11 protein-coding genes and 1 pseudogene are annotated in these 14,987 nt (G+C 42.0%); 10 read left to right on the top strand and 2 right to left on the bottom strand.

Translation table 11 applies throughout. The annotated features are described in order from the left end of the window. Positions 1-57 precede the first annotated feature (57 nt). The gene (locus tag J7E52_RS06165; RefSeq protein WP_214744177.1) at positions 58-492 is read right to left on the bottom strand and encodes a YwpF-like family protein; all 435 of its coding nucleotides are present in this window, start codon (positions 490-492) and stop codon (positions 58-60) included. Positions 493-852: 360 nt separating this feature from the next. Here J7E52_RS06165 and ssb point away from each other — a divergent pair, with 360 nt between their 5' ends. The 9 genes from ssb to J7E52_RS06120 all read left to right on the top strand — a co-directional run bounded on the left by ssb (position 853) and on the right by J7E52_RS06120 (position 12,600). Further along, entirely contained in the window at positions 853-1,215 is a 363-nt protein-coding gene (gene ssb, locus J7E52_RS06160) for a single-stranded DNA-binding protein (protein WP_214744175.1), read from the top strand. Between the two features lie 506 nt (positions 1,216-1,721). Next, positions 1,722-2,726 (top strand): ABC transporter ATP-binding protein, encoded by a 1,005-nt coding sequence (locus tag J7E52_RS06155; protein WP_214744173.1) that lies wholly within the window; start codon positions 1,722-1,724, stop codon positions 2,724-2,726. Continuing rightward, positions 2,707-3,675: an ABC transporter ATP-binding protein gene (locus tag J7E52_RS06150; RefSeq protein WP_214744171.1), complete on the top strand. Its 969-nt coding sequence runs from the start codon at positions 2,707-2,709 to the stop codon at positions 3,673-3,675. The genes J7E52_RS06155 and J7E52_RS06150 overlap by 20 nt, the downstream gene beginning before the upstream one ends. Positions 3,676-3,717: 42 nt before the next feature. Further along, positions 3,718-5,334, top strand: coding sequence for an ABC transporter substrate-binding protein (locus tag J7E52_RS06145; protein WP_214744169.1), 1,617 nt, complete (start codon positions 3,718-3,720; stop codon positions 5,332-5,334). Positions 5,335-5,448: 114 nt separating this feature from the next. Continuing rightward, positions 5,449-6,453: an ABC transporter permease gene (locus tag J7E52_RS06140; protein WP_214744167.1), complete on the top strand. Its 1,005-nt coding sequence runs from the start codon at positions 5,449-5,451 to the stop codon at positions 6,451-6,453. A 12-nt stretch (positions 6,454-6,465) separates the two neighbouring features. Next, entirely contained in the window at positions 6,466-7,368 is a 903-nt protein-coding gene (locus tag J7E52_RS06135; protein WP_214744166.1) for an ABC transporter permease, read from the top strand. Positions 7,369-7,573: 205 nt separating this feature from the next. Next, on the top strand, positions 7,574-11,311 hold the full coding sequence (locus tag J7E52_RS06130; protein ID WP_214744163.1) for a S8 family serine peptidase: 3,738 nt from the start codon (positions 7,574-7,576) through the stop codon (positions 11,309-11,311). 341 nt (positions 11,312-11,652) lie between these two features. Further along, the gene (locus J7E52_RS06125) at positions 11,653-11,898 is read left to right on the top strand and encodes a hypothetical protein (protein ID WP_214744161.1); all 246 of its coding nucleotides are present in this window, start codon (positions 11,653-11,655) and stop codon (positions 11,896-11,898) included. Positions 11,899-12,183: 285 nt separating this feature from the next. Beyond that, positions 12,184-12,600: a hypothetical protein gene (locus J7E52_RS06120; protein WP_214744159.1), complete on the top strand. Its 417-nt coding sequence runs from the start codon at positions 12,184-12,186 to the stop codon at positions 12,598-12,600. Positions 12,601-12,751: 151 nt separating this feature from the next. On the opposite strand, the gene J7E52_RS06115 is transcribed toward J7E52_RS06120, so the two are convergent. Next, positions 12,752-14,197, bottom strand: coding sequence for an aminotransferase-like domain-containing protein (locus J7E52_RS06115; RefSeq protein WP_214744157.1), 1,446 nt, complete (start codon positions 14,195-14,197; stop codon positions 12,752-12,754). 124 nt (positions 14,198-14,321) lie between these two features. On the opposite strand from J7E52_RS06115, the pseudogene J7E52_RS06110 reads away from it, so the two are divergent. Beyond that, positions 14,322-14,925 (top strand): annotated as a pseudogene (locus tag J7E52_RS06110) (LysE/ArgO family amino acid transporter). Positions 14,926-14,987: the final 62 nt, after the last annotated feature.

Here is a 14,987-nt window from a genome sequence, read left to right as displayed (position 1 = left end):
AAGTCAGTCTTTTTTATGTGCATTCGATTAGGGGATGGGAATTAAGGGAAGGGTTTTTTATTTATTGGTTGCTAATTTAGGCTTTGAGCGGATTTTTTGCTTGAATTCTTTTATTAATTCATCGCCGACGAGACCTTTTTGGACCAAATCTTCAAGAAGGAGTTCTGCATATTTGCTCCGTGTTTTTTGGATGTGACCAACGAATAGAAGGCTATAATGGCTGCCTACCTTTCTTATTGTGCGTAGTACAGTGTGAAACAAAGCCGGTTCATTATCCTTGTTGGTAATGATGGCCTGGATATACACCTCTCCGTCTATATCGGGAAGTGAAGGTTCAAGCTCTTTGAACTGATTTTCTTCCACAAAGGCTTCCAGTAACCATGATCTAGCATCGTTTTCTTTATTTATAATCAATCCATCTGTTAATGCAATATCAATCAAGTTAAAATTTTCAGTTACAATTTGCAACGAGATTAATTTAAATGATTTCATCTAATTCCTCCGTTTCTTGCAAGAAAGAGCGGTAATTACCTCTCTTAAACGTAAATTTTGAAATGGTACATATCGATTAATCCTTTTAAAGGTAATTATATCATACTAAAAAAAAGTCCCTTAATGAAATGAATACCCAACATTTGTCTAAATTATGAAGGATAGAATAAAAATTTGCAAAATATTTAATTTTGTTAACTTTTCGCTTTTCAACTGATTTTAACCAATAAAAAATGATTTTGCATCGATTCAAACGGTTTTTTATGAAGAAAATTGGTGTAATCAGACCATTTCCTCCATTTTTTAATCGAAGGAAGAAGGAGTATGATTAAAGCATATTAAAGAGGAAGGAGTGAAAATATGATTAACCAAGTTACCCTCGTCGGCAGGCTTACGAAGGATCCCGAATTAAGATACACACCCGATGGCAAGGCTGTTTCCAATATCACGTTAGCGGTAAACCGGAACTTTCGTAATACTGTCGGTAACTATGAGGCAGACTTTGTACAGTGTATCATATGGAAAAAGTCGGCTGAAAATACTGCTCAGTATTGTAAAAAAGGTGCCATAATTGGCATAACTGGCAGGATACAAACAAGGAGATACGAAAATCAGGAGGGTAAATATGTATATGTAACTGAAGTGGTCGCCGAGAGGGTTCAATTCATTGGGTCTAAACAAAATGATGTCAAGCCGAAGGATTTTGAACATATTGGTTTATAGTTTTACGTAGAGTCGGGCATGATGGCTCGCCTCAGGACAGAAGCATGGTTGTTATTAAGAAAAAGTAGTAGCGGAAAAACCATTAGTGATCATTCCGTCAATATTAGGATTGCTCAATTTGATGCTTACTACATTGGAAACAAAAAAAGTATTTATATGACCATAATGAAAAATAAGTGAACAGAATTTCAGCACTAATTAGTAAAACATGACAGTAGTATATAGAATTCATTTTCATCCATTCATTCCCCAAAGCTAATATAGCTTCTTCCTCGCTGGAAACCCCGATTTACCCTTAATAAAATCGATTTATCTGTTTCCCCTTTTGTAATGACTGCAAATTTGCAGTCTTTTTTTTGTGCCAAAAAGTGTGTGAATAGAAAAAAATAAAAAATAATTCTGTTAAATTAGAATTTTTAGAAAATATATTGTAATATCTTAATTTTGATGCAATAATAAACCCAATAATATAAATGGAAAAAAAGTTATATATAGGAAGTGATTTGATGGACGAACCAATTATTAAGGTGAATGGGCTGCGAACCAGTTTTCGTACTGACGATGGGGTGATTCCTGTCGTGAATTCAATCGATTTTCATGTCAATCCTGGTGAGGTTTTAGGGATTGTAGGAGAATCGGGATGCGGAAAAAGCGTAACTTCTTTGTCCATCATGGGTCTGGTTTCTTCACCTGCTGGTAAGGTGGAGGGAGAAATCCTTTTTAAAGGGGAGAACATCGCAAATGCCTCTGAAGCGAAAATGAGAAAAATTCGCGGAAATGATATAGCGATGATATTTCAGGAACCGATGACAAGCTTGAATCCTGTGTTCACTATTGGCGAGCAGTTGGTGGAGACGCTTCGGATACATAAAAAGTGGAACAAAAAACAGGCCCGCCAAAGAGCGGTGGAAATGTTGAAGCTGGTTGGGCTTGGCCGTGCCGAGGAATTGCTCAATGAATATCCGCATCAGCTTTCCGGTGGAATGAGACAAAGGGTCATGATAGCAATGGCCATGATTTGTGAGCCGAAACTCCTTATAGCCGATGAACCGACAACGGCTTTGGATGTGACGATCCAGGCACAAATCCTGGAATTAATGAAGAATTTAAATAAAGAAACAGACACGGCAATCATGATGATTACACATGATCTTGGAGTAGTGGCGCAAATGTGTGAACGTGTCATTGTTATGTATGCCGGCAAGGTAATAGAGGAAGGAAATGTGCAAACGATTTTCCAAAATCCTAAGCACCCTTATACGGTCGGTTTACTTCAGTCGATTCCGGATATGCGAATAAAGAAAGAGCGCCTTTACTCGATACCGGGTAATGTGCCAAAACCTGGGACAAGCAACCTCGGGTGCCAGTTTGCCCCTCGGTGCTCCCATGCCATGGAGCAATGTATAAATGAGACCCCGTCTCTTTTGAAATTCGATGAGGGTCAGCATGTTCGTTGCTGGCTTTATGAAGATGGGAAAGGAGCTGCCTTGCATGAGTCAAACATTGGTTAAGGTAGAAAACCTAAAGAAGCATTTTCCGATTAAAGGAGGGGTTCTGGGAAAGACCATTGGCGAGGTCAAGGCAGTTGATGGTTTATCTTTTTCCATTTATAAAGGGGAAACCTTAGGACTTGTCGGTGAAAGCGGTTGCGGAAAGTCGACGACGGGAAGATTATTGCTTCGATTGCTTGAGCCAAGTGAGGGTAATGTTTATTTCGAAGGAAAGGACCTGACGGCTTTATCTGCCGGTGAAATGAGAAAGATGCGCCGTGAAATGCAGATGGTCTTCCAGGACCCATTCGCTTCCCTCAATCCCAGGCATACTATTGAAAAAATATTGGAAGAACCGCTCATCGTTCATGGGGTTAAAGATAAAAGGGCGCGAAAGGCCCGTGTACAGGAACTTCTTAAGGTTGTTGGCTTAAGCAGTTACCATGCTAAAAGGTATCCGCACCAATTCAGCGGGGGCCAGCGGCAGCGTATTGGCATCGCGAGGGCACTTGCAGTCAACCCCAAACTGATCATTGCCGATGAGCCGGTATCTGCACTGGATGTGTCGATTCAGGCCCAGGTCTTGAATCTGTTACAGGATTTGCAGGAAGATTTTGATTTGACCTACTTGTTCATTGCCCATGATCTTGGAGTGGTAAGGCATATCTCCGACCGTGTCGGTGTCATGTATCTTGGACATATAGTTGAATTGACGGAAAGTGAAGGACTTTATGAAGAGCCGCTTCACCCATATACGCAGGCTTTATTATCAGCCGTGCCGATCCCGGATGTTGAATACAAGGGGGATAGGGTAATCCTGCAGGGAGATGTTCCAAGCCCATCAAAACCGCCCGGAGGCTGTCCATTCCATACGAGGTGTCCGAAGGCGATGGCAGAATGTAAAACGGAAAAGCCAATCCTGAATGAACATAAACCTGGTCACTACGTTGCTTGTCATTTATACAATTGACACGACGTATACATAAATTCGCAAATAATAAGGGGGAAGAATATGAAGAAAACATTGGCATTATTGCTGACTGGTATCCTGGCTCTTTCGCTGGCGCTTGCGGGATGCTCCTCGTCTACATCAAATGAGAAAGATGATGGTAAAGGGGGATCGAGTGAAGCGAAGGGCGGCGTATTGATATACGGTAAAGGCGGAGATGCTGTAGGCCTTGACCCAGCCATCGTGACCGATGGGGAATCATTCATCGTCACACAGCAGATTTTTGAAACGCTTGTGAAATATGGGGAAGATAATACGGAAATCAAATCGGGTCTTGCAGAATCATGGGAAGTGTCAGATGATGCAAAAACATACACATTCAAATTGAAAAACGGAATCAAGTTCCATGATGGTACGGATTTCAATGCAGATGCGGTCGTAAAAAACTTTCAACGTTGGGCACAAAGTAAGGATGAGGGGAAATTTGCTTACTATGCCTCCATGTTCGGAGGATTTGAAGGTGATGAAGGCCATGTTATCAAAGAAGTAAAAGCGATCGATGCCAGCACGGTGGAATTCACTTTGAACCGTCCGCAGGCGCCGTTCCTGAAAAACCTTGCCATGCCTACATTTGCAATAGCCAGTCCGGCTGGAATTGAAAAAGAAGGAGACGGCTTCACTAAAAATCCATCTGGAACAGGTCCTTTCAAATTTAAATCATGGAAGCCTGGCGATACGATTGAAGTGGTGAAAAACGATGACTATTGGCAAGATGGACTGCCGAAACTTGATGGAATCACGTTTAAGGTCATTAAAGATAACTCTGCGCGTTTAAATGCTGTAATCAAAGGTGAAATCGACCTGATGGACGGGTTGAACCCAAGTGATATCAGTAAGGTTACAGGAGATGAAAACCTGCAAATATTCGAACGTGCATCCATGAATGTCGGGTACTTTGCTTTCAATGTTGAGAAAGCACCATTCGACAAGAAAGAAGTGCGTCAAGCCATCTCACATTTGATCAACAAAAAGGAAATCATTGATAATTTTTATGAAGGTACAGCAGAGCCTGCCAAGAATCCTATGCCGCCATCGGTTTCTGGCTACAATGATAAAGTCGAAGACTATGATTACGATGTGGAAAAAGCGAAAGAACTGCTGAAAAAAGCTGGACTTGAAGATGGATTTAAAATGGACCTTTGGGCAATGCCGGTACCGCGCCCATATATGCCGGATGGTCAAAAAGTGGCTGAAGCCATTCAAGCAAGCCTAAAACAAGTCGGCATCGAAGCGAATATCGTTTCGTACGAATGGGCTGCATATTTAGAGAAAGTGCAGGCTGGTGAAGCCCAATCCTTCATGATGGGCTGGACAGGCGATAATGGGGATGCGGATAACTTCCTTTATACATTATTGGATAAAGATAATATCGGCTCCAACAACTATGCCCGTTATGCAAACGATGAAGTCCATAAACTGCTGATCGAAGCTCAGTCCACGGCAGAAGAGGCCAAGCGTAATGAGTTGTATGGAAAAGCGCAGGAAATCATCCATGATGAAGCTCCGTGGGTACCGCTTGTCCACTCTTTACCTCAGTTAGCCGGATCTAAGACGGTCAAAGGGTTTGTTCCACATCCAACTGGTTCACAATCCCTTGTTAATGTTTCTTTAGAAAATTAACCGTACGAACCGGGTAGTATGGAATCTTGCATGCTTCCCGGTTTTGTTATGGAATGCATTTCAAAATGATCGAGGGCGCTTCGAGGACCCTTATTTAAAAGGCGGGTGGTTGTTTTGTTTTCCTATACCGTACGACGTTTAGGATCTCTCATTCCAGTGTTACTCGGAATGGCGTTTATTGTATTCATGATGATTCGGGCGATTCCTGGAAATCCAGCACAGGTGATTTTAGGGCAGCAAGCAACGGAAGAGGCAGTCGCTGCAATGACAAAGGAACTTGGTCTGGATAAACCTTGGTTCATTCAATTTTGGGATTACTTATCAGGCCTGTTAAAGGGAGACCTGGGAGTTTCGTTAAAAACGAATAGTCCGGTTTCTGAAGAAATTGGGCCATACCTAATGGCTACGATAGAACTGGCCTTGATCGCCATGATCATCGCCGTGGTCATAGGCGTTAATGCAGGGATAATATCAGCTTGGTTCCAAAACTCATGGTTTGATTATATCGCCATGGTGATTGCGTTGATTGGTTTGTCGATGCCTATTTTCTGGCTGGGATTAATGGAGCAATATATCATTTCAATTCAATGGGATCTACTTCCGACGACAGGGCGGGACAATATCAGGGATCCCGTTGAGGCCATAACCGGCCTGTATTTGATAGATACACTCATGGCTGGCAGGGTTGATCAGTTTTTCGAAGTGATCAAACATCTCATTTTGCCGGGAATTGCGCTGGCGACCATTCCGATGGCCATTATTGCAAGGATGACACGTTCGTCCATGCTGGAAGTTATGAGATCGGATTTCATTCGTACGGCTCGTGCTAAAGGAATGAGAATGTTTTGGGTTGTTTACAAGCATTCCTTTAAGAATGCCCTGATTCCAGTGGTGACGGTTATCGGACTGCAAACAGGATTACTTTTAGGCGGCGCCATATTGACGGAAAACATTTTTGGGTGGCCAGGTATCGGTACATATATTTATGATGCAATACTATCTCGGGATTATCCGGTGATACAGTCCGGAATTCTCGTCATCGCCTTTTTGTTTGTCATGATAAATCTAGTTGTGGACTTGTTGTATGCAGCTATCGATCCTAGGATTAAGTATAAATAGGGAGGGAAACCCATGCCTGAAATAGCAACGAATACTTCGCCAATCCTTCCTCCAAAAGAGGCAGAGGAAAAAGTCATCTCTCCCTGGAAGGAAGGCTGGAAAAGCTTTAGGAAAAACAAGGTAGCCATTGTGGGTCTGGGGATTGTTTCATTTTTCATCCTAATCGCCATCTTCGCGCCCCTAATAGCACCTTATTCATTTGATGGGCAAAAGCTAAGTGATAAACATTTAGCCCCGTCTGCGGAGCATTGGTTCGGAACGGATGAATTTGGCCGTGATATTTTGAGCAGGGTCATTTATGGCTCGCGCATATCAATAGGGGTCGGCTTCTTATCTGTTGCCGGATCTGTTGTGGTCGGGTCTTTTTTGGGAATCATTGCAGGTTATTACGGCAGATGGATAGATACGATCATATCGAGGGTATTTGACATCATTCTGGCCTTTCCAAGTATCTTGCTTGCCATTGCTGTCGTAGCCGTTTTGGGACCCTCCCTTCGCAACGCTCTTATTGCCATTGCCATCGTCAATGTCCCGATATTCGGCAGGCTTTTACGTTCACGGGTCTTAACGGTGAAAGAAGAGGAATATGTAACGGCTGCGAAGGCAATTGGAATGGGGGATGGACGGATTCTCCTACACCACGTCCTTCCGAATAGCTTTGCCCCGATTATCGTTCAAGGCACCTTGGCGATTGCAACTGCCATAATTGAGTGTGCAGCACTTGGATTTCTCGGTCTCGGTGCACAGCCGCCAGCACCAGAGTGGGGGAAAATGCTCGCCGATTCCAGGTCGTTCATCATTCAAGCACCATGGACGGTTCTTTTCCCTGGCCTTGCAATCATGCTAACGGTACTCGGCTTTAATCTTATGGGGGATGGGCTGCGCGATGCAATGGATCCAAGAATGAAAAACTAGGTGTAAAGGGTGATGTTAGTTTAACATCACCATCTTTTTGTCTTTTATCTTGTAATCTATTAAAATATGAAAAATAATAACAAAATCCTAGTTCGGAATAGGAAAATAGTGACTATTACCTCTTAAAATCACCCCAAAAGTTGTGATACTTTTATACTCAGTGAGAATATTCCAAAAATTGCTTATTTTAGAGGAGGAAAGTTCATTGATTAAACGTAGCTTGTCCATTCTAGCAATCTTTCTATTAGTATTTACTGCAAGCGTTTCCGCAGCCAAGCTCCCAGATCCCCCGACAGGTTCGGGCGGTGCAGGTAAGAAGAATCAGGAAAGTATTATAAAGCTGAAGAAAAATGATTTGAGTAAGGAATACAAAAGCAACGAGAAGGTCAGGGTCATCGTAGAGATGAAGGAAGCCCCGGCAATAGAAACAGCTTCGAAAGAAGGGAAACTTTTTAAACAGCTATCGAAAAATAAGAAACAACAATTAAAGTCCGAAAAGCTAGCTAATCAGAAGAAATTGAAAAAAAAGGTGAAAGAGAAAAAAATAGCTTTCAAGGAACTTGAAAGTTTTACGACAGTCGTCAATGGGTTCAGCGGTGAACTTCAGTATGGTGAAATCAAAAAGGTGGAAGCCATGCCTGAAGTTGCTGAAGTACATATAGCGAATGAATATGAACGTCCTGTTGAAAAACCCGAGATGCTTTATAGTAAAGAACTAGTCCAAGCCCAGGAAGCTTGGCGGGAATATGGATATAAAGGGGAAGGGATGGTCGTCGGGATTATCGATACTGGAATCGACCCATCTCACCGTGATATGGTCCTGAATAATGAGAATAAGGCAGAACTGACTGAAAGTGAAATTAGCGGGATGAAGGAATCTAACCATCTATTAGGCAATTATTATACGGCGAAGGTTCCTTATGGATACAATTACATGGATGAAAATGAAGAAATCCTTGATCTTGGTGAAGGTGCATCCATGCATGGAATGCATGTAGCAGGTACGGCTGGTGCCAATGGAGATGAAGAGAATGGCGGCATTAAAGGGGTTGCTCCAGAAGCCCAGCTTCTTGCTTTAAAGGTCTTCGGGAATGATCCCGACATGCAGACAACATGGGGCGATATATATATCAAGGCGATTGACGATGCTATCATCCTTGGGGCGGATGTGTTGAATATGAGCCTTGGCTCCACTGCAGGTTTTGTATCTGCAGAAGATCCGGAGCAGCAGGCGGTATCCAGGGCTGTTGATAATGGGATCCTCATGTCGATTTCAGCAGGAAACTCGGCACACTTTGGAAATGGGTTTGCAAACCCATCAGCCTCGAACCCGGACATTGGCGTTTCAGGTTCACCTGGACTTGCTTACGATTCCGTACAAGTGGCATCGGTAGAGAATAACTATATGGATTTGGATGCAGCGACTTATGATATAAACGGACAAGCAGGAAAAGCTCCGTTCATGTCGGCTTCAAGCGTACATCCCAATGCTTTAAAGGAAAAAACGCATGACTTGGTGGCTGCAGGTCTTGGGACGCCAGAGGAGCTTTCCAAAGTGGATGTTAAAGGCAAGTTCGCCCTCATCGAGCGTGGCACGCTTTCTTTTATAGAAAAGGCGCAAAATGCCCAGGCAGCAGGAGCGACAGGAGTCATTATTTACAATAATGCTGACGGATATATTTCCATGGCCACAGATCCAAGCATCACCATTCCTCAGCTGTTCATGTTGAAATCGGATGGTGCAATGCTGAAAAGTGCCTTAACGGACGGAGAAAAGGTGAAGATTACCTTTAATGGTGATAAAACAAAAGCTGTAAATCCAGAAGCAGGGAAAATGAGCTCATTCAGTTCATGGGGAGTTGCACCGAACCTGGATTTCAAACCGGAAATCACTGCTCCGGGCGGACAAATTTATTCGACGCTGAACAACGATGAATATGGTATGATGAGCGGTACTTCGATGGCGGCACCACATGTTTCCGGCGGCTCGGCGCTGGTTCTTGAAAGAGTGGATAAAGAATTTAAATTAGACGGATCTGCCCGGGCAAATTTAGCGAAGAACCTGATGATGAATACTTCAAAACCATTAACGGATCAGGGTGTCGTCAATAAAGCCTTTGACTGGGAAAACCCTTATTCGCCTCGCAGGCAGGGAGCCGGGGTCATGCAGCTGAATTCCGCATTGTCCACACCTGCTGTCGTGACCGAGGCATTCACGAAAGAAGCGAAGGTTGCAATGAAGGAGATCGGCAATAAGTTCGCCTTCACTTTGAAGGTTGAAAACTTCAGCAATAAAGCAGTTAAGTATGATGTAAAAGGAAATATCCAAACAGACTATGCAATCCAGGGACAACTCGGTTATTCCGCTAACGAGCTGGAAGCACAGGAAATTAAGAACGCTTCGATTAAAATCAATAATAAAAGTACAAATAAGATTACCGTTCCTGCAAAAAAATCGGTTACATTCGAAGTGAAAGTGGACATATCCGATGCAAAGGTACTTGGTGATGACCTTCAGACTCTTGTAGACATTGACAAGGTCTTTCCAAACGGATATTTCGTCGAAGGGTTCATTTCATTGAAGGATCCAGCGGATACGAATCCAGAACTGAATGTACCGTATGTAGGATTTAAAGGGGAGTGGGACAAAGCCCCGATTCTGGATGGCACTAAATATGATAAAGAGTCCTTCTATGGCATGGCAGGAGGAGTATCGACAGCAGGTGAAGATTTCACTTATCTTGGCTATGACCCTGCGGGGAAAACATTCAATGGCAAAAATATTGCAATTTCCCCAAATGGCGATGGTGCCCAGGATGACTTCGTGCCTGTCCTATCATTCTTAAGGAATGCGAAAAAGGTAGAATATAATATATTGAATGGTGAAAACAAATCAGTCCGGAAACTTCGTACAGAGAATAATGTACGTAAGGACTATTATGATGGCGGACAAGGGACCGCATACACTCTTGATCCGGCCCGTAAATGGGACGGTAAAATCAATAATGAACTCGCTAAGGATGGGGTCTATTATTTTGAAATCAAAGCGATGATAGATTACGAGGGTGTAAAATGGCAGACGTTTAAAATGCCTATCAAAATCGATACGGTAAAGCCAACAGTCAAGATTTCGAAAAAAGGCAATGTATTAACCATCCAAGGCAAGGATAATTTGAATGGTTCAGGACTTGCTTATTACGATGTACAAGTCGATGGGGCATCCATCATGGAAGAGCCGCTCCCGGCGAATGCGAAGCAATTCACCCTACCTGATGTAAAAGGGGAAAAGGTTCAGGTTGTTGCAATTGACTATGCAGGTAATGAAAAAACGGCGGAAACTGAATTAGCCAGTGATTCAGCTCCAATCGATAATCATGCACCAGCTGTAAAGATCAAGAGTCCTGAAGCTTTGAGTGTGAACAATAAAAATAAAATCAAAATAACAGGAGAAATTGAAGAAGCGTCGGAAATAAAGGAATTTAAAATCGACAATAAAACGGTACCTGTAACGTATAACAAGACGAATAACAAATATGAATTCTCATATGAAACGAAATTTGAAGAAGGTGTTCAAAGCTTTACGGTTAAAGCAACAGATAAATGGGATAACAAGGTTTCCTTTAAACGGACGATTATGGTCGATGCAACAAAGCCAGGTTTGAAAGTTAAAGGTGTACCGAAAATTGTGGGAGTCAAAGGCAAAAATCCAAAAGTGGACGTGACGGTAGAAGATAATTTCGATGAAATCCGCCTTTACCTTAACGGAAGCGAAGTATTCTATCATGAATTCAAGGAACCATACAAAATGCGTGCCTATAAGAAGAAGATAGAGGATTTGGAGCTGCCGCTTAAAACAGGCAACAACAAGATTGAATTTAAGGTGACCGATCTTGCGGGAAATGAATCGAAGAAATCCTTTAACATCAATAAAGCAAAAAAATAACGAAAGGCAGCCCTCTTATCGAAGAGGGCTGTTTTTTGTAGACATATTTGATTTTATACCTACAGTTTTTTTATGAGTTAAGTACTATTCGGAACGTTGATTGGAACGTAGGACACTCGCTTTTCCCGCAGTAGTCTTGAACACCCGCTCCAATCAACTGGAATGTTTTTAAAAAAAATGCATACTGGGGTTCGGAATATACTACCCCGAACCATGATTATAAAAAGAAGACTTGTTTATTCTTCATGAATTTTTTCTAATATGGAAAGAAACCCTCATTGGATTGAAGAAATTTGCGACACTCCTGCCGAATAACTGGCTAGCCGAGACCCCGCAGGCGCTTGCGGCGAGGAGGATCGGCTGACAGTTGGCGGAAAGGGAGCGGATTTCTGAAATCAACAGGAACGTTTTTTAAAGAAAAAACTGTTGGCAAACTTGCTCTTTATGGTTTTATATTGTTTTATGAAACCCCTAATAGATTGAAGAAATTTGCGACACTCCTGCCGAATAACTGGCTAGTCGAGACCCCACAGCCGCTTGTGGCGAGGACTTGGCAGACAGTCGGCGGAAAGGGAGCGGGTTTCTGAAATCAACAGGAACGTTTTTCAAAGAAAAAAATTGTTGGCAAAATCAATTATTATCGAGTTTGTCTATAGTTTGTGCCTCTTATCGAAGAGGGCTGTTTTACGTAATAGGATTTGCGATTATGGATTTTAAGTATGAATTCTTTCGATGGATTTTGGAGTAATTTGCTGCGTTTTCACCATGCTAATATGGAAATCTAGTAGTGAGGAAGTATTTTCATTATCCGGCAGGTATATCGGACGCGATAAAAGAATTAGGTATAAAGAACCTATTAAAGGAGGGTATCTATGAATTTTAAGAAGAAATCTAGCAATAAAGTAAGTAGTCTTGGAATTACAGTGAAATTTGAAAGGAGAGGAAGCGATAGGTCATATCTTAAAAAACCGAGTTTCTTTGATGCACTTCAGCACGTCCATTCTCCCTTTGAAAAGAATCCCCGCTCAGATTCACCCTATCAGGATTTTCCTCTATGTCAGGAGGTAACCCTTTCTTTTTTTGAAGAAGGTGCTAAAACATCTATTAATTATGACCCCCACCAAGAAAAAATCATAATTGAGGAAACTTCAGAGACATATCGGACGAATAAGGGTGAGGCGCTTACCGCAATCCTCGATCATATCATGATCAATCATGGCCATCACCATTCTTTTTTCATCATCCAGCATATAGAGCGGAACGTAAAAATGAAAGCCGCAGCTCCGTGAAATCACCCATTAAAACCTTCATAGGCAGGAAATTGTAAGGTATGAAACTTCAGTGAAAGGTAATCCGAAAGTTACTTTACTCAATAAGGATGGGGCTGCCACGGCAGCTCCATTAATGTTTTGACATGATGGTCTCCAAACCTTCAAGAAGTCAAACCAACCGCCGAATGATTCTTGAAAGGGTTTGGATGCCATAAGCCAATTGTTCCTCCGAGGCGTATGAATATGAAAGCCGTAGATGTGTATGGTTATTTGGTTCGTATATGTACCCCGGATTAATAAGTATGTTCTCCTTTATCGCCTGCTTGAAAAGGTTTGGATTCACGATGGGCTTGCATAATTTTAACCATATATAAAATCCCCCTTGAGGTATTTGCCATTCAGCCAGTCCCTTAAAATATTGATTGAGAAGAGTTAATGTAAAATCTCTGCGTTCTATCAACTCATGCCTTAGCCACTCTAAATGCTTTGAATATTGACCATTTGCTAACCATTCTGCCACAAGGTGTTGGGAAAGTGCACTGGAACCGTAATCCATTTGCATTTTTATGTCCGCTAAACGTTCAATCACAGTTACCGGGCCAGCAATCCATCCAATACGCAATCCGGGGCTTAATGTTTTTGACATACTGCCAATGTGCAATACAAGGCCATCTGCATCAAGGGATTTTAAAGGTGGCGGCGGTTCCTTTTCAAACCATAGATCACTATATACGTCATCTTCAATAATCGGGATCTGTTCTTTTTTGCATAGTGATAAGAGGTTTAGTCTTTCTTCTTTTGTCCATGTAGTATTTGTTGGATTGTTAAACGTTGGAACAGTATACAAAAGTGACGCTTTCTTCCTTCCGTTGATGCGCTTTATTTGTACCGGGATACTTTCCCGGCCTTGTATGGATAAACCTACTAAATGCATACCCGCAGATTGAAAAGGGTGAACGGAATTTAAATAGGAAGGGGATTCATGTAAAATCATCGATCCCTTTTGAAGTAAACCAACTGAAATCAACTGGAGTGCCTGAAGCCCGCCGGAAACGATCATGAGGGAGCCGGGACTTGCGTTGATCCCTTTTGCTGCTAAATAATCACTTATGCAATGGCGAAGCCTCCTATCACCCTTGGGTTCGGAATAACCTAATGAATGGGCATCAAAAGAAGTGGATTGCAACGTCTTTTCGATTTGTTTTGCAGGCAATAGAGATGGAGATAGTTCGCCTGTGCCTAATCTGATGATGGAAGTGTCCGTTTCATACTGATTAATGTCCTGAATCGTTTTTAAATTAGGTTCATGAAGGCCATTCAGGATATAGTTATTCCAGTCGGGCTGTTTGCTGGAGACGAGCACATTCCATGTGTTATTCGAAACGAATGTGCCGGACCCAACCTTTGTTTCCAATAATCCTACTGCAATCAACTCATCGATGGCGGTGATGATGGTACTTCGGTTTACGCCAAAAGAATCGGACAATGAGCGTTGTGATGGAAGCTTAGTACCTACTGGCCATTCTCCTCGGGTAATTTGTTGTTTGATCCAATCTACTATTTGCAGGTGAAGTGATTGGTTGGAAGTTCGGTTTGGTCTCCATTCGATAAACATACGAAAACCACTCCTTTCATGTTCTATATTCATTACAGATTGGTTGGTTTGAAAACCAACCAATTGGATGGTACATTCGTTTGTATTTTTAATTATACTGAATATGAGGGGAGGGGGTATTCGCATGGGACCATTTTTTCATGGATTATTATTGGCATTAGGGCTGATACTTCCATTGGGAGTGCAAAATGTATTCATTTTTAATCAAGGAGCAATCCAACCTACCATAAAAAAAGCATTGCCAGCAACGATTACAGCTGCCATTTGTGATACAGTGCTCATTCTGTTAGCTATATTAGGTGTTTCGTTGATTGTCATGCAATATGATTGGTTGCGCCTTACATTAATCATAATCGGAGTTATATTTTTATTGTATATGGGTTTTCAGATTTGGTTTGCCAAATCGAACTCGCAGTCAGGTGCCCAATCTATGCAGATGTCCACCAAAAAACAAATTGTATTTGCTCTATCCGTATCATTACCCACATGCAATCTTGGATACGATAGGTGTAATCGGTTCGAGCTCACTTGTTTATTCAGGAAAAGATAAAATGATTTTCACCGTAACGTGCATCTTTGTGTCATGGTGCTGGTTCCATGGATTATGTTTTGCGGGACGATTGCTGAAAAAGGTTGATACATCTGGAAAATTCCTTGGTATATTAAATAAAATTTCTGCAATCATCATCTGGATCACAGCTCTTTATATGGTTAAATCAATTTTTTAATCAGATAAAAATTCATCTGTAATCGGACCTGGCTATGCCAGGTATTCAAGAAAGTTACAGGA

The organism is Bacillus sp. ISL-34 (assembly GCF_018613325.1).
In the GTDB taxonomy this organism is placed as follows: Bacteria; Bacillota; Bacilli; order Bacillales; family DSM-1321; genus Peribacillus.
The sequence above is the reverse complement of the archived record's forward strand: the minus strand, read 5'-3'. Positions and strand labels throughout refer to the sequence as shown.

Excerpts from the sequence above, each read along its gene's own strand:
- J7E52_RS06165 (WP_214744177.1), bottom strand. The coding sequence starts at position 492 with ATGAAATCATTTAAATTAATCTCGTTGCAAATTGTAACTGAAAATTTT.
- ssb (WP_214744175.1), top strand. The coding sequence starts at position 853 with ATGATTAACCAAGTTACCCTCGTCGGCAGGCTTACGAAGGATCCCGAA.
- J7E52_RS06155 (WP_214744173.1), top strand. The coding sequence starts at position 1,722 with ATGGACGAACCAATTATTAAGGTGAATGGGCTGCGAACCAGTTTTCGT.
- J7E52_RS06150 (WP_214744171.1), top strand. The coding sequence starts at position 2,707 with ATGAGTCAAACATTGGTTAAGGTAGAAAACCTAAAGAAGCATTTTCCG.
- J7E52_RS06145 (WP_214744169.1), top strand. The coding sequence starts at position 3,718 with ATGAAGAAAACATTGGCATTATTGCTGACTGGTATCCTGGCTCTTTCG.
- J7E52_RS06135 (WP_214744166.1), top strand. The coding sequence starts at position 6,466 with ATGCCTGAAATAGCAACGAATACTTCGCCAATCCTTCCTCCAAAAGAG.
- J7E52_RS06120 (WP_214744159.1), top strand. The coding sequence starts at position 12,184 with ATGAATTTTAAGAAGAAATCTAGCAATAAAGTAAGTAGTCTTGGAATT.
- J7E52_RS06115 (WP_214744157.1), bottom strand. The coding sequence starts at position 14,197 with ATGTTTATCGAATGGAGACCAAACCGAACTTCCAACCAATCACTTCAC.